Source organism: Chamaesiphon sp. VAR_48_metabat_135_sub, from assembly GCF_031418915.1.
Classification (GTDB): Bacteria; Cyanobacteriota; Cyanobacteriia; order Cyanobacteriales; family Chamaesiphonaceae; genus Chamaesiphon.
In genome coordinates, this window is the sequence record NZ_JANOJV010000244.1 from 1 (window position 1) to 18,128 (window position 18,128).

General features: G+C 44.6%; 17 protein-coding genes and 1 pseudogene. 11 read left to right on the top strand and 7 right to left on the bottom strand.

Annotation, left to right across the window (positions count from 1 at the left end):
- Together RMO55_RS17050 and RMO55_RS17055 are read left to right on the top strand one after the other, a co-directional pair.
- Positions 1-2,268: pseudogene (locus RMO55_RS17050) on the top strand (S-layer family protein); the annotation flags it as partial.
- Between the two features lie 178 nt (positions 2,269-2,446).
- Positions 2,447-3,400, top strand: a complete 954-nt coding sequence (locus RMO55_RS17055) for a serine protease (protein ID WP_310428469.1) — start codon at positions 2,447-2,449, stop codon at positions 3,398-3,400.
- A gap of 87 nt (positions 3,401-3,487) precedes the next feature.
- Here the strand turns inward: RMO55_RS17055 and RMO55_RS17060 are convergent, their stop codons facing one another.
- The 3 genes from RMO55_RS17060 to RMO55_RS17070 form a co-directional block, all read right to left on the bottom strand.
- Positions 3,488-3,943: a divergent PAP2 family protein gene (locus RMO55_RS17060; RefSeq protein ID WP_310428494.1), complete on the bottom strand. Its 456-nt coding sequence runs from the start codon at positions 3,941-3,943 to the stop codon at positions 3,488-3,490.
- A 160-nt stretch (positions 3,944-4,103) separates the two neighbouring features.
- On the bottom strand, positions 4,104-5,021 hold the full coding sequence (crtE, locus tag RMO55_RS17065) for a geranylgeranyl diphosphate synthase CrtE (protein ID WP_310428471.1): 918 nt from the start codon (positions 5,019-5,021) through the stop codon (positions 4,104-4,106).
- A 175-nt stretch (positions 5,022-5,196) separates the two neighbouring features.
- Positions 5,197-5,889: an SEC59/DGK1/VTE5 family protein gene (locus RMO55_RS17070; protein WP_309732969.1), complete on the bottom strand. Its 693-nt coding sequence runs from the start codon at positions 5,887-5,889 to the stop codon at positions 5,197-5,199.
- On the opposite strand from RMO55_RS17070, the gene yidD reads away from it, so the two are divergent.
- From yidD to RMO55_RS17085, 3 genes are all read left to right on the top strand, one after another.
- Complete coding sequence (gene yidD / locus RMO55_RS17075; RefSeq protein ID WP_309732966.1) at positions 5,890-6,135, top strand: membrane protein insertion efficiency factor YidD; 246 nt, start codon at positions 5,890-5,892, stop codon at positions 6,133-6,135.
- A 300-nt stretch (positions 6,136-6,435) separates the two neighbouring features.
- The gene (locus RMO55_RS17080) at positions 6,436-7,047 is read left to right on the top strand and encodes a M15 family metallopeptidase (protein WP_310428474.1); all 612 of its coding nucleotides are present in this window, start codon (positions 6,436-6,438) and stop codon (positions 7,045-7,047) included.
- Between the two features lie 45 nt (positions 7,048-7,092).
- Positions 7,093-7,473: a DUF3110 domain-containing protein gene (locus tag RMO55_RS17085; RefSeq protein WP_310428476.1), complete on the top strand. Its 381-nt coding sequence runs from the start codon at positions 7,093-7,095 to the stop codon at positions 7,471-7,473.
- Between the two features lie 195 nt (positions 7,474-7,668).
- On the opposite strand, the gene RMO55_RS17090 is transcribed toward RMO55_RS17085, so the two are convergent.
- The gene (locus RMO55_RS17090) at positions 7,669-7,857 is read right to left on the bottom strand and encodes a type II toxin-antitoxin system ParD family antitoxin (RefSeq protein WP_310428478.1); all 189 of its coding nucleotides are present in this window, start codon (positions 7,855-7,857) and stop codon (positions 7,669-7,671) included.
- Positions 7,858-7,917: 60 nt separating this feature from the next.
- Here RMO55_RS17090 and RMO55_RS17095 point away from each other — a divergent pair, with 60 nt between their 5' ends.
- Positions 7,918-9,303, top strand: coding sequence for a 3' terminal RNA ribose 2'-O-methyltransferase Hen1 (locus RMO55_RS17095; RefSeq protein WP_310428480.1), 1,386 nt, complete (start codon positions 7,918-7,920; stop codon positions 9,301-9,303).
- A 727-nt stretch (positions 9,304-10,030) separates the two neighbouring features.
- On the opposite strand, the gene RMO55_RS17100 is transcribed toward RMO55_RS17095, so the two are convergent.
- Both RMO55_RS17100 and RMO55_RS17105 read right to left on the bottom strand, forming a co-directional pair.
- The gene (locus RMO55_RS17100; RefSeq protein ID WP_396134375.1) at positions 10,031-10,399 is read right to left on the bottom strand and encodes a TMEM165/GDT1 family protein; all 369 of its coding nucleotides are present in this window, start codon (positions 10,397-10,399) and stop codon (positions 10,031-10,033) included.
- A 61-nt stretch (positions 10,400-10,460) separates the two neighbouring features.
- The gene (locus tag RMO55_RS17105; RefSeq protein ID WP_310428482.1) at positions 10,461-10,817 is read right to left on the bottom strand and encodes a YkgJ family cysteine cluster protein; all 357 of its coding nucleotides are present in this window, start codon (positions 10,815-10,817) and stop codon (positions 10,461-10,463) included.
- A 436-nt stretch (positions 10,818-11,253) separates the two neighbouring features.
- Between RMO55_RS17105 and psb30 the strand changes: the two genes are divergently transcribed.
- Positions 11,254-11,394, top strand: coding sequence for a photosystem II reaction center protein Ycf12/Psb30 (psb30, locus tag RMO55_RS17110; protein ID WP_309741775.1), 141 nt, complete (start codon positions 11,254-11,256; stop codon positions 11,392-11,394).
- A 46-nt stretch (positions 11,395-11,440) separates the two neighbouring features.
- Here psb30 and dusB read toward each other — a convergent pair whose 3' ends face one another.
- Positions 11,441-12,427: a tRNA dihydrouridine synthase DusB gene (gene dusB, locus RMO55_RS17115; RefSeq protein WP_310428483.1), complete on the bottom strand. Its 987-nt coding sequence runs from the start codon at positions 12,425-12,427 to the stop codon at positions 11,441-11,443.
- Positions 12,428-12,650: 223 nt separating this feature from the next.
- On the opposite strand from dusB, the gene RMO55_RS17120 reads away from it, so the two are divergent.
- The 4 genes from RMO55_RS17120 to RMO55_RS17135 all read left to right on the top strand — a co-directional run.
- Positions 12,651-14,054 carry a CmpA/NrtA family ABC transporter substrate-binding protein gene (locus tag RMO55_RS17120; RefSeq protein ID WP_310428485.1) on the top strand — a complete coding sequence of 468 codons (1,404 nt, stop codon included), beginning with the start codon at positions 12,651-12,653 and terminating at the stop codon, positions 14,052-14,054.
- Between the two features lie 24 nt (positions 14,055-14,078).
- On the top strand, positions 14,079-14,627 hold the full coding sequence (locus tag RMO55_RS17125) for a glutathione S-transferase family protein (RefSeq protein WP_310428488.1): 549 nt from the start codon (positions 14,079-14,081) through the stop codon (positions 14,625-14,627).
- A gap of 163 nt (positions 14,628-14,790) precedes the next feature.
- Positions 14,791-17,106, top strand: coding sequence for a CHASE2 domain-containing serine/threonine-protein kinase (locus RMO55_RS17130; RefSeq protein ID WP_310428490.1), 2,316 nt, complete (start codon positions 14,791-14,793; stop codon positions 17,104-17,106).
- A gap of 636 nt (positions 17,107-17,742) precedes the next feature.
- On the top strand, positions 17,743-18,128 hold a 386-nt coding region (locus RMO55_RS17135; RefSeq protein ID WP_310428492.1), incomplete at its 3' end, for a filamentous hemagglutinin N-terminal domain-containing protein.

The following is an 18,128-nucleotide window of genomic DNA, read 5'->3' on the forward strand; positions in this document are numbered from 1 at the left end:
GTGACTGGTGCTATTGATATTGCTGGCAAAAAGGACGAAACTTTTAGTGCGATTTTTAGCTCTGTAGAAACGGGTACCGTTGGAATTGGGGGTAATATTAACATCAATGCTGGTTCTTTCTTATTACGAGATGGTGCTCAACTGGTAGCCTCAACTGCGGGAAAAGGGAATGCAGGGAATATCGCAGTAACAGCTAAAGAGGCTGTTTTCCTCGTCAATGGTGATATTCTCAGTACAGTGCAAGCAGGGGGTGTTGGCAAAAGTGGTACGATCGACATTGATGCGGGTTCTTTATCCCTCAAAAATAGTGCTCAACTAGCAACTATTACTCGTAAGGCATCTACGACCCAGCCAGCCGGACGAGGAGATGCAGGTAATGTTAAAGTCAAAGTCTCTGGTGCTGTCGATATTTCTGGTCAAAAAGACGGGGTCGCCAGCGCGATTTTCAGTTTTGTAGACACAGGGGCAAAAGGTCATGGAGGTAATATTACCATTGAGGCTGGTTCCTTCTCGTTGCGAGACGGTGCGCAACTTCAAGCCTCAACTTATGGAATCGGGAATGCCGGAAATGTTACATTGACAGCAAAAGAGGCTGTTTCTCTTACAGATGCTAGTATTTTTAGTCAGGTAGGAATCGGGGGTGTGGGCAAAGGCGGTACTATTACCATCAATGCTAATTCGCTCTCCCTCAAAGATGGTGCTCAACTGCTAGCCGTTGCTCGTGGTGCATCCGCAACTGGGGCAGCAGGAAAAGGAGATGCAGGCAATGTTAATATCAAAGTGACTGGTGCTGTCGATATTGCTGGTTCAAATGACACATTGTTAAGCGGGATTAGCAGCTCTGTAGAAACTGGAACGAAAGGTAATGGCGGCAATATTACTATTGATGCTGGTTCTTTCTCGTTACGAGATGGTGCTCAACTTGAAGCAGCAACTTCCGGAAAAGGGAATGCGGGTAATGTGATCCTGACGACTAAAGATGCTGTTTCCCTTGCGAGTAGATCTAATATCTTTAGCACAGTAGAAAGAGGCGGTGTCGGCAAAGGCGGTAATATTGATATTAATGCTGGTTCCCTCTCTCTCAAAGATGGTGCTCAACTACAAACCGTTACTCGTGGTGCCTCTACTACCAATCCTATCGCAGGACAAGGGGATGCAGGCAATATTAATGTCAAAGTTGCTGGTGGTGTGGATCTTTCTGGTACAAAGGACGGATTTGTCAGTGTGATGGGTAGTCTGGTGAGCACAGGGACAAAAGGTAATGGGGGTAATATCACTATTGATGCTGGTTCTCTATCTTTACGAGATGGTGCGTTCCTTGCAGCTTCAACTTTTGGAACGGGGAATGCGGGTACGATTAAAGTTAATACTAGCGATTTTGTCACTCTTTCTGGCAAGAGTGGCAACTTGAATAGTGGCTTGTTTGTTAACTCTCAAAGCCTAACTGGTAGTGCTGGCGATATTATTGTGACCTCCCCCAAAATAACTTTAGATAATAGTGGCATAATTAGCGCAGCATCTCTGTCTGGTAACGGTGGTAATATCACCATCGGCGGGAAACTCAAAGGTGAATCTGGTTTCAATCGAGGTAGTAAGATCGACATTAGCAAATTCACCCCAACTGACTTACTCATCCTCCGTCGTGGTGGTTCTATTTCTACAAATGCGGAAGGAAATGCTCAAGAAGGTGGCAATGGTGGGAATATCAACATCAATTCAAACTTAATCGTCGCCCTCCCCAAAGAAAACAGCGATATTTCCGCCAACGCGGTCAAAGGTAAGGGTGGTAATGTCAATATCGATTCCCAAGGGCTATTTGGCATCCAATTCCGCGCCCAGCCAAGCGATGGTAGCGATATTACCGCCAGTTCGACCTTCGGACAGAGTGGAATTGTCAGCATTGATACTCCAGGTACAGATCCAGGGCGAGATAAAGGCGAACTTAAAGCTGCACCCAATGATGCGAGTAAGCAAATTTCCCAAGCCTGTAGTGCGAGCCAACGGGATAACAAGTTCTATATCATCGGACGCGGCGGACACCCGCCCAATGCTGAAGATCCCCTCACCAGTGAGGTAGTTTGGCTCGATCCTCGTGCGGCGAGGACGCAGCCTGTGGCTAGTAATGTGAGAGATCGAACCACCCGTAAATTGGCACCACCTGCTGTGGGTTGGGTCTTTGATGGGAAGGGAAAAGTGACACTAGTAGCAGCTCAGACGGAAGGATCTCCTACTGGAACCAGGGTTGTTTGTCCTAATGAGGGAAAATAAGTTGAAAGTTAAAAATAAGTACTAAGTAATAGGGCGGAAGATTTGGTACAAAGCGGGACTATATAATATTTGTATCTAAATTTCTCCGATTAATTGGCATCACTTAAAAATCCGGCTATTATGTATTCCATAATACCGGATCGGTCTAAGTTCTCGAATTAACTTACAAATCATCCTTATGTTTTACCGTTATCTTGTCCCCATTTTCTTAATCGCTACCAGCGTAATTGTGTCTCCTCCTCAAGTAGACGCAATACGTGAAGCTAGGGCAATTTTACCAAGAGACGTAGGCGCGATCGGTAAAAAAACTGTAGTCAGAATCGAAGCACCAAATGGTAGTTTTGGTTCTGGTGTGATTATCGGTCGAGTAGAAAGAGGTAACCGCAATATTTATATGGTCTTGACCGCCGCTCACGTGGTAGCTTCACCCAGACTGAGTTATCAACTTGTCGCTCCCAGACCGCTGAATTCATCACCCCAAAGACCAAAACCCAGGTTTGAAATTTCGGCGCGCAATATTCAGATCCTCCCGCGTGTCGATCTTGCGTTAGTTTCCTTCGAGAGCAACTTAACTTTTGCCATTGGGACGATTGGTAATTCTGCCTATGTAGATGAAGGTAGTCCCGTTTATGTGGCGGGTTTTCCTCAGCCAGGGAGAGCGATTCCGACGGTTACTTATCAATTTACGGGCGGGATGGTTTCTTCGCGTTTAGATGGCGATGAAGACAACTCCCGTGCTAGTAATAACGGCTACGATATAGCTTATACTAGCGTCACCAGAGCGGGGATGAGTGGTGGCCCAGTATTCGATGCCGCAGCAAGAATTGTCGCGATTCACGGACGAGGAGATCGCAATATTCAGACCACTGTAGATACTAGTAGTGAATTTGGCGGGTCGGTCAAGACTGGAATTAATTTAGGGATTCCGATTCAAGCTTTCTTGAAATTATATCCTAGTGCCAGGACAACTATTGGTGTGAGATTGGATTTATCTCCTGTTAATTATCTCATCACTGATAATTCTGGCACGATCGGGACTTCTAATAAAAGATTTGCTAAGAAATTGCGCACTAGAAATCCCGATGTGCCGATTGTGGATGTTACTAAGGTGGATGAGGCGACGGAAGAATAGGGGTCTGTGGGTGTTGGGGTGTTGGAGAAATGATGAGTATTTCCTTTACCCTTTACCCCAATTCTCAACTATCGCTGTAACTGACAACTACTGAATTCCCGCAAATAGCCAACTAATTGCGATGCCTAAGATCGAACCAGCGATGACTTGGACGGGAGTATGCCCTAATAATTCTTTGAGCTTTTCTTCGTTGAATTTGTGATCGTCGGAAAATAATTCGTCGATCATTTGATTGAGAATGCGGGCTTGTTTGCCTGCGGCTTGACGAACTCCAGCAGCATCATACATCACCACGATCGCAAAAATTGTCGCGATCGCAAATTCGGCACTCTTCCAACCCAAGCTTTCCCCTACTCCAGCGGCGAGAGCGGTAACTAGGGCTGAATGAGCACTAGGCATCCCACCTGTGGTTGTCAAGACTTTGACACTAAATTTACCATTTTGAATTAGATCGATAATCAGTTTGAGCACCTGAGCGATTAGACAAGCAGCAATTGCTACTAGCAAAGTCCGGTTATCCAGAATTTGACTGATATCGTTAATGATCTGGGTTGTTTTACTAACCACGCAAATGACCTAAGGGGAAGAAAGGACTGAAGCAGTATTTAAACGAAGTCGGTAGCGATGCCCTGGGCCTGTCGTTGGCGCAGCCTCTCCTTCAGGCGAAGGGTCAGGAGTAAGGAACTTAAACCTGTGACTTTTGTTAATTTTTCCGAGCGGTAATATAGTCAGCTAGAGCCTGAAGTGGCCTAGCTCGATCGCCGAATTCGGCCAAAATAGTTTTAGCTTCAGCTACCAGTTTATCAGCTTGACGTTTGGATTCTTCTAATCCCCATAGTTTGGGGTATGTAGCTTTTTGAGCTTCTAAATCTTTGCCTGCTGTTTTGCCTAATTCAGCTTGGGTAGCCGTAATATCCAGGATATCATCGATAATCTGGAAAGCTAACCCAATATTGAGCGCGAACTTATCTAACTTCTCGATTTCTGCGTCCGTTGCTCCGCCTAAGATCGCGCCACAAACAACCGAAGATTTAAACAGCGCACCAGTTTTGTGATTGTGGATATAGGTGAGCGTCTCCACGGAAATATCTTGACCTTCAGATTCTAAATCTACCACTTGTCCGCCGACTAAACCATCAGCTCCAACGGCTCTAGCTAAATGAGCGATCGATTTCAGGACTCGATCGGCACTCACTCCTTGAGTCTGAGTAGCGATATACTCAAACGCATAAGCGAGCAATCCATCCCCCGCGAGGATCGCGATGTCTTCCCCATATACTTTATGGTTTGTCAGTTTACCCCGTCGATAATCATCGTTATCCATCGCGGGTAAATCATCGTGAATCAGCGACATCGTATGAATCATTTCCAGCGCACAAGCCATCGGTATCGCTAAATCTGGATTACCGCCGATTGCTTCGCAACTAGCCAGACACAAAATCGGGCGCAACCGCTTGCCACCAGCCAGCAATGAGTACCTCATCGCTGCATAGATTGTATCGGGGTAGGCGGGGCGTACAGCCGCATCTAGAGCTGCTTCTACCAGCGGCTGTCGATCGGCTAGATATCCAGCTAAATCGAAAGCACTTGTTGTCGGTGTCAAGTCTTGGATACTAGTCATTGGTGCGAGAGAGTGAAGAGCGAGATCTTTACCTCGATTCCGCAAAGCGGAGGCTGCGCTAACGAGTCAAAATCCTTGTCTCAACTATTTTACGAGGATTTGGTTCTTTTTAGTGAATAGTCAATAGTGGACATTCTGAGATCTCAGCTTTGCAAGGTCTAGGTTTCAGACTCATTTACCTAATCAATAATCGATCGATCCCAAAGGCTAAACCCGCGCTGACTAAGGGAACGGAGAGATTGTCTAAACCCCATTGGGCGATCGATTCTACGGCTGTTGCGGCAATTGCAACGGGAATTCCGACGATCCAGGTTTGCCAAATGTTACCTTGGACGCTAAATAATACGATCGACACGATCGCATAACTAACTAGTAACATTGTTAAAGTCCCTTCCCAGCTTTTAGTATTTCCCAGGATAGTATAGGGATGCTTGCCAAATTTCTGACCAATAATCGCCGCCAAACCATCGCCCCAAGCCATAATCAGAATTCCAATTACCCCATAGTGGGGTAGATTTAGCTGCCAAAATATCGCTGTCAAAATGCCAATACTAACAGCGTAAAAAAATGTCCCCAAACTCTTACGTCCAACGCTATTTACCCCTGGTAAAATGGGGAAGCGATAGGAAGCGAGCGTAATTATTCCGGCTAATACCGCCGATGTAATTCCCACCCACACAGGTAACTGGAGCAACCAAGCAATAAGCATCACATTCCCCGTACCGATATGCACTACCTTGCGGACATGTTCGGGTTTGGTGTCGGTATAGCGATGTAACAATTCGGCGGTGAGGACGATCGAGCCAACATATACTGGAACTGTCGCAATCCGCAACCAGAGATTAGATTCGGCGAAAAATGTTTGCATATGAAAAAAAGTTTAATTCGATCGATCCGCATTTACCAACAGTTTATTTCTAGTTTATTGCCACCTAGTTGTCGATTTACGCCGACTTGCTCCCAATATGCCGTAGAAGCGATCGACAGGTTTGGTACAATCAAAGGCAGTTATCTAGCCACCATGCGGATTTGTCGCTGCCATCCCTTCCATCCTGGCGGTTACGATCCCATCCCCGAAATCTCTAATAATAGCAACAGATCCGATCGAGACTGATTTTGGATTTTGGATTAAAAATCGGGCGTTGCTGAACATAGGTGTAATTTTATGTCTTTGCAACAGCTATCCTCTTCTCCCCGCTCCCCGCTGTCTTGATTCGCTGTCTTGTCGTTTTTTTATTCGGGGGTTCCCCCCGAATAAAAACGCCGCTAAACCGTCGGGGAACCCGACGAGCGCGAATCGCTCCCCCCTCCCCCCTAAATGTAGCCCTATCGTCAAGTACCCATCCAAGAATGTGGAGAGCCGCTAGTTGCAATTCCCCTACAGTTATTTGCTGTCGAGACACCACACCCCTATATGAAATGTGGCGCGGATTACGAGGGTAAATCACCTTATTATCTCCGCCAGGGGGTACTCGATCGCGTAATTCAGGCGCAAGAGCGATTGCAGCAACTACACCCAGATTGGCAGATTCAGATTTTTGATGCTTATCGTCCGGTGGAGGTGCAGCAGTATATGGTAGATTATACTTTCAGGCAGGTAGTAGCCGATCGCAACTTAGATTTAGACAAACTTTCAGCTCTAGAGACAGAGAAAATTTTTCAGGATGTGTATAAAATTTGGGCAATTCCGAGTTTCGATCTAGAGACACCACCACCCCATAGTACGGGTGCCGCGATCGATATTACCATAGTAGACAAGCATGGTAAACCGATCGAAATGGGTTCGCCGATCGATGAAATGTCCGATCGATCGTTACCAGAATATTTTGCTAAATCTGAAGATCCTGTCGCGCGAAAATACCACCATAATCGCCAACTTTTATGTCAAGTTATGACTTATGCTGGATTTCATCGTCACCCTGATGAATGGTGGCATTTCTCGATCGGCGACCAACTCTGGGCATGGTTAAATAACAAAAGCGATCCCCAGCACCCCATTCCAGCTTATTATGGAAGAGCAATCTAGTAAATATTTGCTAGATTGAGTAACAAATAACGAACAACAAATTCCATGAGTGTCTTTGTCTTATTATTTAATGCGCGAACTGATAATGAGGGGATTTATTCGACTCAAGTTGGCGATCGAAATGTGATCCTAATGTTTGCACAAGAGGATGATGCCCTGCGTTATGCCGATCAATTAGAAGCAGAAGACTTCCCTAAACCCACGGTAGAAGGGATCGATCCCGAAGAAATCGAAGAGTTTTGTCAAGACTCCGATTATGACTGCATCCTGGTGACAGCCGAAATGTTGGTGACTCCACCTTCTCAAAATTTGGAAGAAACAGATTGGCAACCAGAAGGACGCAAACAATCTCGATCTGATGATAAACCCGGCGATGATAGCATCGATCTCGAAGCCATGCGGAAACGACTAGAAAGGCTGTTATAGAAACCCTTTGAGACCTTTTTTTAAACCCTTGCGAAAGAGCATTTCCATCTAAACTCATACTAAATCTACAATTGGGCTAAAAGTCTCTTCTGACAAGGATTACAGCATAGATTTCATCAAAATCTTGGCTAGCAAGAGATGAGATCTGAAGACGTAAGCTCATGAGTTAATCAATTTGGCGCGTTTCTGTTCCCATCAGCTATCTGGAACCTCGACTGGCTCGCCACTTTCGAGTCCTTCAATTAACATTTCTTCAAGCTGTTCTCGCTCTCGATCGAGCAGGTTACACAAATAATCCTCAGCCGTGTGAAATCCATTTTTGCAGTTTGACGATCGAGGAAGATTTGTAGATCTTTCAGACACAGAGAATGTAATTATGCTCATAGACTTGGAGAAAGCCAATGCCACCAGATCCATGATTCTATCTTAAACGAATTACCTGCTATGCTTCTGACTATATCTACCACTCATCAGCCCGCCACAGATCTAGGATATCTACTATTCAAGCATCCAGATAAATGTCAGGCGTTCAATCTTTCCTTTGGTACGGCGCAGGTATTTTATCCCGAAGCGAGCGAGACTAAATGCACAGCGGCTCTGGTACTGGATATTAACCCCATCGATCTCGCCAGAGGTAAAGCAGGCGCGAACAGACAGACATTAGAAGCATACGTTAGCGATCGACCCTATGCTGCATCATCTTTTCTGAGTGTAGCGATCTCCCAGGTCTTTCGATCGGCGATGACGGGTAATTGTAAGGATCGACAGGAGTTAGCCGATACAGCAATTCCTCTAGTTGCCAGGATTCCGGTATTGCCCAGTCGGGGGCGAGAAGGCTTTCTACGGGGCTTATTTGAACCTTTAGGTTATCAGGTAAATGTCCGCCGTTTAGCACTGGATGAAACGTTTCCTGATTGGGGGAATAGTTCTTATTTTGATGTTGAGTTAACTCATACGATTAAGCTCTCTGAATTACTCAGTCATCTCCATGTAATGATTCCGGTGTTGGATGATGATAAGCATTACTACGTCAACGAAGATGAGATTGAGAAATTGCTCCGTCATGGTGAAGGTTGGCTCGGAACTCATCCACTCAAGGCGGAAATTACCAGTCGTTATCTCAAACGTCAGCGCGGTTTGACTCGCGATGCTTTGGCACAAATTGCGGTGGAAGAAGTAGCGGTAGAAACGCCAGAGCAAGAGACGCAAGAAGACATGATCGAAAAGCCGATGAGTCTCAATCAACAGCGGATGGAAACCGTTGTCGCGACACTAAAAGCCAACGGCGTTGAAAAGATTGTCGATCTGGGTTGTGGTGAAGGGAAGCTGCTGAAACTATTACTCAAAGAACCAAGTTTCCAATCTATTTTAGGGATGGATGTCACTTATCGATCGCTCGAAATTGCTCGAGAGCGAGTACTCGATAAATTACCTACCCATCAACAAGGAAGGTTGCAATTAATTCAAGGCTCTTTGAATTATCGCGATGCGCGAATTGCTGGCTATGATGCAGCGACAGTAATTGAAGTCATCGAACATATGGAACTCGATCGATTAGCCGCCTTCGAGCGAGTACTATTTGAATTTGCCAAGCCTAGAATCGCGCTCGTCACTACGCCAAATATCGAGTATAACGTCAAATTCGAGAATCTCCCTGTAGGTAAACTCCGCCATCCCGATCATCGATTTGAATGGACGCGATCTGAATTTCAAACTTGGGCGCAGGCAATTTCTAACAAGTATAAATATAGTGTAGAATTTGGATCGATTGGCGCGATCGATGCTGAATTTGGTTCGCCAACACAGATGGCAATATTTACAGCTAAATAAATGTCAACCACCTCAAAATCCCAAGTAGTAGGGGCAATTCATGAATTGCCCCTACTACTTGGGCGATAGTGGAAAAGTTTCAAGTTATTTAATCCACAATTGTAACTCGAGTTAGAAGAATTTGGTAACGGCACAATCACCAACCAGGCACACCTTAGAAAACGGCACAAACCAATTGCAGCTTGTGACTAAGCCTTGAATAATTTCCCAAAGTTGAGGATTGTAGGAAACATTTAACTCGTTTATACATAGATCGAACTTACAAACATAGCAAATCCACTCTCGACAGTTAATAAAATTTCGTAAACGACGAGGATAACTCGAATCGATTTGCTTGCGAATGGAATTTTCCACGCTTACCCACAGTTGTGATTCAATATCGCTACCAATCTGCTCTCTAATAGAACAATTTAGCTGAAGTAGTAACTTATCTGTAAAAGTTTCTGCTAATCTCAATCCAAGTTGATACTTGAGCCTGGTTTCCTCTGTGCGCGACAACTGATGCTCTACCCTAATTCCACAATTATATTCATCACTCTCAACTAATTTGTATTTTAAAAAAGTGTCGATTATCCTACTTGGCTGAGAAGAAAACTGGATAGTTGGTTGGGTCAATTCCAAAAAAAATAAATTTGGTTAATGCTATTAGTGGCACGATCTCGATCGATAAGTTCGGGCTGATTTAATATTACGCTCCACTTTTCTACATAATCAGCAGCTAAATTCATTACAATTGCACAACATCTCCTAGCAACAGAACTGAAATTACCATCAACAACATTCCAGCCGCAATATCTAAAGTTTGAGGTGATAATACCTTCGCCAGATAACGCCCTAACAATACCCCGACCAAACTAGTCGCAATTAAAGCCGATCCCGCGCCAATAAAGACAATCCACGGTGAGCCAGATTGGGCACTCAATAGCAGTGTTGCTAATTGAGTTTTGTCGCCCATCTCCGCTAGAAAAATGGTAATAAACGTCGAAAAGAAAGTACTCCACATTCCAGCTTTTTGACTGTCTGATGTAGGTACATTTTCTAGTGGCTCTACGGCTAGATCGTTGGCTGGAATTTCTGGCGGGGAAGGACTAGTCACGGGATGTCTGAAATATAGCTAAGTTTTAATATTTTCTCATATCAACAAGCAAAGGTCGAGATTAGAGCCAAATCCCCAATTCTTTGTCAAAGCGAATCGCTTCTAAACTCCGTTCTCCATAGACACCTTCGATCTGTTCGCGACAGCAGGCGATTGCAAAATCATTCAAATCCTCTGGCTCGATCCCAAACATCGCCACAAAGGTATCTTCCTGCACCCGACAGAAAGCGGGACGAGCTTCGTAGATATTACATGCACGGGTATCTTTATCGAGATTGATACACCAACCATCCTCCCCTACCATGCTCAGATAGACGGCTAGCTGCTCTGGTGGTAAATACTCTTCCAAATCCGGTCGATCGCTCGGATCTAAGTTGCAGCAAGCCCCACACTGCTTTACACACTGCCATGTAGCCATATTTTGGTTCGTCAGTTATTGCTTATCTAGTCTATTCGGTATTTAACCTAAGTTGCTAGTTATAGGTTGTTAGTGGGATGGGTGTTATGTTTTAGCTGTTAGGTTTTAGGTTTTATCCATCGCTAATACCCAATACCCAAATCTTTAACATTTGTTATAACTAGCAACTTGCGGTATTTACGTCGATTCACACGATTACCTAACTACAGAAGTAGATCCGCATAAAATTTGCAATACTATAAAGTAGCTAAAACTTAGACGGTGAGTAGCACCAACTCTAAAAAATTCACCCCTAAAGCCTAAAGCCTAAAACCCAAAGCCTCGTTCCATGTACTTTTGTAAACTAAATTAATTTAATCGGGCTAGACATAGGTAAAATTGGATCGCCGATCCTGTAGGCTAGCTAGTAAATTTAAATCTATTTTTGCGAGGAAATATGGACTTTTTGAGCGGTATTGTTGATAGCGTACTCAGTATTAACTGGGAAGTAATCGCCCAACTGTCAATGGTGGCAATGATTATGATTGCTGGCCCAGTCGTGGTATTCTTGCTCGCAGCTCTACGCGGTAATCTATAGCAACGAGTGGCTAGTGACTAGTTATTGTGATGTCAGTCTCTAGCCGCTAACCTGCTTTAGCAAGTATTTCGATCTGTCGATCGATTAAATCCACTCCTTCCGACACGTTGTTAATTTCCTGTAGATGCGTGCGTAGCTCTGATGCGCCTGAAAATCCCTTGGCGTACCAGGTGAGATGCTTCCTAGCTTGAAAGATGCCTCGATCGCCTTTATATAAGTACAAGTTTTGTAGATGTTCTTTAGCACATTCTAATCTGGCGATCGAACTAGGCGATGGTAATAGTTCGCCAGTTTTGAGAAAATGGTCGATTTCGCCGACTAGAAAGGGGTAGCCGAGGGTGCCGCGCGAACACATTACGCCATCGGCTCCAGTTTGAGCTAGACAGGCAACAGCAGATTCTACTGAGAAGATATCCCCATTGGCAATTACCGGAATCGATAGTACTTCTTTAACTTGGCGAATCCAGTCCCACTTTGCCGTACCACTATAGCCTTGGGCACGGGTACGAGCGTGGATCGTGATCATCTGTGCGCCAGCATCCTGCATCCGTCGGGCAAAATCTAGAATATTAATTTCATCATCAGACCAACCGATGCGAGTTTTCACCGTTACGGGAATATTAACAGCATTTACGACGGCTGTGACGATCGCCACTGCGGTATTAGGATCGCGGAGTAGTGAAGAACCACCGCCATTTTTAGTGATTTTATTTACTGGACATCCCATGTTAATATCGATCGTCTGTGCGCCTTGCTCGACGGCTATTTGAGCCGCTTCACCTAGAAAATCGGGACGACAATCGAATAGTTGGATACTAATCGGACGTTCGTTCTCATCGATTTCCATAATGCGCGGAATTTCCGTGAGATGTCGCAAACTCGAAGCCTGCACCATCTCGGTATACATCATCGAATCGGGCGCATATCGCCGCACCAAGCGACGAAAAACCAAATCTGTGACTCCAGACAAGGGCGACTGAAAGACGCGGCTGTGGAGGGTGATAGAGCCGATTTTGAGTGGTGTGGGTTTCAATGGTGGGGTGTTGGGGTGTGGGGGTGTGGGGGTGTGGGGGTGTTGGGGTGTTGGGGTGTGGGGGTGTGGGGGTTTCTTACTCCGTCACTCCCTTTACGGTGGTACAGCCTACCCCCTACCCTCTACCCTCATACCCCCTAAATAAAATACAGTCGATCTGAGTCGCAGCATCCTGTTGTAAAATTCAACATAACTAAGGTAATTATCAATTATCAATTCTTGAATGAAGCGTCGCCAATTTCTGCAATATAGTACTCTCACCGCAGCAGGTTTGACCTTTGCCGCTTGTACCAATCAGGGGAGTACGCATTTTACTCAACCACCAGTTAACTTTGGGAAGTTGGAAAAAACCGATCTCCAGATTGGGATTGTTTCTAGTTTAGACTGTCTACCGTTGGTAGTTGCTAAAGAAAAAGGGATGTTCAAGAAGTATGGCTTGAATGTCACACTAGTAAAACAGCCAACATGGGAGCAAGTCCAACAAGAATTGCATAGTGGTAAATTAGATGCAGCCCAAACTTTGTTTGCGATGCCGCTATGGGAATATTTTGGCAAAGGTGGCAAATCTAGAGCACAAGATGAAGATAGCGATCGGGATAGGAAAAGTCGCAACAAAGAAAAAGGGAAAAGCAAAGGTAATGCTAATGCTAATACAGTCGCTTTGATGGGGCTAAATATCAACGGTAATAGTATTAGTTTGAGTGAGGTTGCTTGGAAGGGTGGATTGAGACCACGCCAAACTTATAATAGTCTCAAAGAATTACAAGAAGGATATAATAAGTTTTTTCGCGAGTTGAAGAAACCGCCAGGATTTGCAATCGCCCATCCCGCTGCAATGGCAAACTATACCACAAGGTATTGGCTGGGAACAATGGGTATCGATGCCGAACGAGATCTGAAATTTCAGGTATTAGCTCCCGATGCTATTACCGCAGGTTTAGATAATGGCAATATTATCGGTTATGCCACTGACGAACTTTTCAATCAACAAACTATCGCCGATAAAAAATCATTTACAGCTTATCTCGATCGAGATATTTGGCATGGACATCCTGAAAAAATTCTCGCCAGTCTCGATACTTGGCTCAAGGATTATCCGATTACTGCTAGAGCCATGATGGCAGCAGTATTAGAGGCTTGTCAATATTGTGATAATCTGGAAAATGTGACTACACTTGCGCCAGTTTTAGGTAAATCTGAATATACCAATCCAGGCACTAATAAAAATTGGCAAAAGATTCTGGCAGGTAGCTATAACTATGGTGGATTAGATGGTAAACCAGTAGTGATGAAAGTTCCTGATTTTCAAGTCTTTCACTTTCAAGCAACTAACTATCTCAAACAACCCAATCATGCTAACTTTCTCTGGCACTCTCATGCCACTTGGGTGCTAACACAGATGGTCCGTTGGCAACAGCAGAAACTGACTGATTATCCCAAAAATGATGATGCTATAATTAAACAGCTATATCCCACAGAAGTTTATGCAAATGTAGCCAAGTCTTTTTGGTTAAATATGCCCAAAGGACAACTTAAAATCGAACAGCCAGAAATGTTTATCGATCGAGTCGCTTTCGATCCAAATAAGCCGCTGGAATATCTGAACGGGTTTGAGCTGAGAGCGTAAGTTAAGTAATAAGTAATAAGTAAGATGATTAAACTTTATGGTGGTGCTCGGAGTCGGGCTTCGATCGTGCGATGGTATTTAGAAGAGTTGGCGATTCCTTATGAATTTATTTTGTTGGACATGTCAACAGGCGAACATCTTCAACCAGATTTTCTGAAGTTAAATCCGTTTGGGAAAGTGCCGACAATTGTCGATGGAGATTTCGCGCTATTTGAATCTGGGGCGATTTTACTATATCTCAACCAAAAGTATGGTGGTAAAGAACTATCGAACGAACAACAAGCAATCTTCTATCAATGGATATTATTTGGTAATTCGACTCTAGCAACTGGGATCTTTGTCGAAGCCAGTCGAGAAAAAGAATTGCCTAGATTAATGGCTCCTCTGAATGAGATTTTGAGCAAACATCCCTATATTTTAGGTGATGAATTTACTGTCGCAGATATCGCCGTCGGTTCGATTTTGATATATATACCGTTAATGCTCAAACTAGATTTGTCAGCATATCCAGCGATCGTTAATTACATTAGATCGCTATCTAGTCGCCCCGCTTGTAAAGTGGGAATGTCTTGAATTAGTTGAAAGCGAAAAGTGCGGTCTTGGGGTTTCCCCTGTCTTGGCGCACTTATTTTGACGGGGAACCCGTCCAAAAGTGCGCCGCAAGTAGATCACCTTTTCAAGACAGTTGAAAGTTAAATTTTAAGATCGGTAATTCACTATCCACCATCCACCCTAAATGTTCCTCAAGATCGAACTATCATCTATCTGGAAATCTTTAATTAGTCGCAAAGTGCAGTGGCAAGTTGCGACAATTTTAGGTGTCAGTTTGGGGGTGACGGGATTGGTTGTAGGGACGAAAAGTATTGGTTGGTGGGAGATGAGCGAACTGACTGTTTACGACCAAAGTGTGCGTTGGAAATCGCCACTGCCGCCAGATCCTCGATTACTAATCGTGGCAATTACCGAAGAAGATCTCAATCTTCAAAAAGTTTGGCCATTACCCGATCGAACGATCGCCAAAATCATCCAAAAGCTCACAGATGCAAAAGCTAAAATTATTGGTTTAGATGTATTTCGGGCGAATCCTGTCAACCCAGGACATGAAGATTTAGTCGAAATTTGGGAGCGCAATGATGTCATTGTACCTGGTTGTCATCATCGAAATTTCCAAGATCCAGGCATTGCCGGACCGCCAGGAATTCCGCCCGAACAATTGGGTTTTTTGGATGTATTAGTAGATCGAGATAGTATCGTCCGGCGCGGATTATTATTTATGTCTCGGAATCCCAAATCGCCTTGTACTAGCGAAACTAGTTTAGCTCTCCAACTTGCCCAAGAATACCTGCTGCGCCAGCATAATATCCAAGGTGAATTTGACTCAAAACAGGAATTTCACATCGCTAATGCTCATTTTCGCCCCATCGCCAGACATGATGGAGGCTATCAGGATGCTGAATCTGGCGGTTATCAGATTTTACTCAACTATCGATCGCGATATGCTGTTGCTAAAATTGTTTCGATTACAGATTTATTGAACAATCGAGTCAATCCTAAACTAATTAAAGATCGGATCGTGCTGATCGGGTCTACAGCTAGTTCTCTCAATGATGACTTTCTCACTCCCTATAGTGCCGGAAAAGCTGAAGATGCCACCATGCCAGGGGTGATGGTTCACGCTCAAATTACCAGCCAAATTCTCAGTGCGGTACTCGACAAACAACCGCTCTGGTGGTTTATTCCCGATTGGCTCGAAGGAATGTGGATCGGTTGTTGGTGTCTGACAGGGAGTTTACTGGCTTGGTACGTTCGCCATCCGATCCAATTATTAGTCACGATTGGTGGTGCGGTAATTGTGCTGGTGGGGGGATTTGCGATCGCGTTTGCTCATGCGGCGTGGATACCGCTAGTGAGTCCATTTGTGGGACTAATTGTCAGTAGCATTGGTGTCTTGGGTTTTACGAGCTATCAAGCACAGCAACAGCAACAAGACATGGAAAGTTTGGTAAAAGAGCGAGAACAAGCAATTGCCGCACTCAACCTGCTGCTGAGTCAAACAGCACCACCTGTGACAGCACCGCCATTGCTGCTACCACCAACTGCCTTACCGCCGACGGAATTGCCTCAAACGACGATGGCTCATCCTGCCACACTAGATCCAAATTTAACTGTCCCTTATCAACCAAATCCCACCCTCAAGCAAGATCCAATTCCGACTCCCGCACCACCAATGGGCGCACTCCTACCAAACTACCTGCTGGATGGACGCTACCAAGTCGAACATACCTTAGGTGCTGGTGGTTTTGGCATGACGTATCTAGCACGGGATACTAAACGCCCTGGCAAGCCTCAGTGTGCGATCAAGCAATTAGTTCCCGCCAGAAGAGATGCAAATTTTGTCAGTTTGGCACGGCGGTTATTTAATACAGAAGCAGAGATTCTCTCAAAGTTAGGACATCATCCCCAAATTCCCCATTTGTTGGCTTATTTTGAAGATCGGCAAGAGTTTTATCTAGTTCAAGAATTTATCGATGGGATGACACTAGATCGAGAATTAGAGGGTGCAACTCAGCCGTGGACTGAGGAGCAAGTCTTGGATTTATTGCGTCAGTTGTTACCAGTTTTGGGATTTATTCACAGTCAATATGTGATTCATCGCGATCTCAAGCCAGGTAATATCATTCGCGAACGACATCATAGCAAGCTAGTATTGATTGATTTTGGCGCGGTGAAGGAAATTCAACCGCAAGTTACCGATGAGCAAAATGTGACGATCTCGATCGGGACTCGCGGTTATACACCACCAGAACAGTATGCTGGTCAGCCTAATTATACTAGCGATCTTTATGCATTGGGATCGATCGCGATCGAAGCTTTAACTAATATTCAGCCCCGTTATTTACCCGTCAATAAAGACACTGGTAATATGATTTGGCACGATCTCGTTACCGTTAGCCCTGCACTAATTCAAGTATTAGATAAAATGGTGGCTTACAACTTTCCAGATCGCTATCAATCGGCAACTGCGGTACTGCTGGATTTACCCTCCGTCTAACCTACCGTGCATACACAAGTCGGCTAGACTTCGTTTAAAGGTGGTGCTCTACCCCCCAACCCCCCCCTTGTAAAGCAGGGTGGATTAATTGTGAGGGAATAAAATCTAGCACCCTGGTGCTTCGTCGCCAACCGCCCTCGACTCAAGTCGGGGCTAATAGCGAAAGTCCACTGAAGTGGACTGGAATAATTTACTCTGGCGACAATTAATCCACCCTGCCAACCCCCTTGTAAAGGGGGTGCTCTAGCTCCCTCCCCTTTATAAGGGGAGGGCTGGAGTGGGGTAACAGGACTACACATCAACTCAAATAAATTGTGTATACACCGTAGCTTTTTAAGGTGGATTTTTAGGGTTTACAGATAACACTCTATATTTTTCAAACATCATCTACGCTATTTTACCGATCTTTTTGGAACGATCGAGTTTTTAGATCCAGATATCGGCTATAAAATTAAGACTTTTGACTTGAATAATGAAGCTAGACCGACAAAAATGTATGGATAATTACCATTCGATTAATTATTTAAGAAAAATTTTATACCTAAATTTTTGTATCTAAATAGATCGATCGAGTTGGCTTAGTTTTGGTAGTCAGATAATATATATTACATAGTATCCTGGCTGCCACAATCGATCGTGAAAACTCCCACACTCTTGTTGACTCCCATCGTGCTCACTAGCATCCTCCTGGGTGCAAATGTCGCTCAGGCACAAACCTACAACCCTACAAACCGCTTCCCCGTCGCCGATAAAACGGCGATTGGTACTCAAGTTTCGGGCAGTAATAACAACTTTACCATCACGGGTGGGTTGAGTCGGGGACAGAATTTATTCCATAGTTTTACAGATTTCTCCGTTCCCACAGGTGGTTCTGCTACATTCAACCATACAGTGGGGGAGCAATCGATTATCACCCGCGTCACGGGTAATTTATTTTCCGATATTAATGGTTTAGTTAATACTCAGGGTGCGAATTTCTTGCTGATCAATCCCATTGGGATGGTATTTGGGCCGAATGCTCA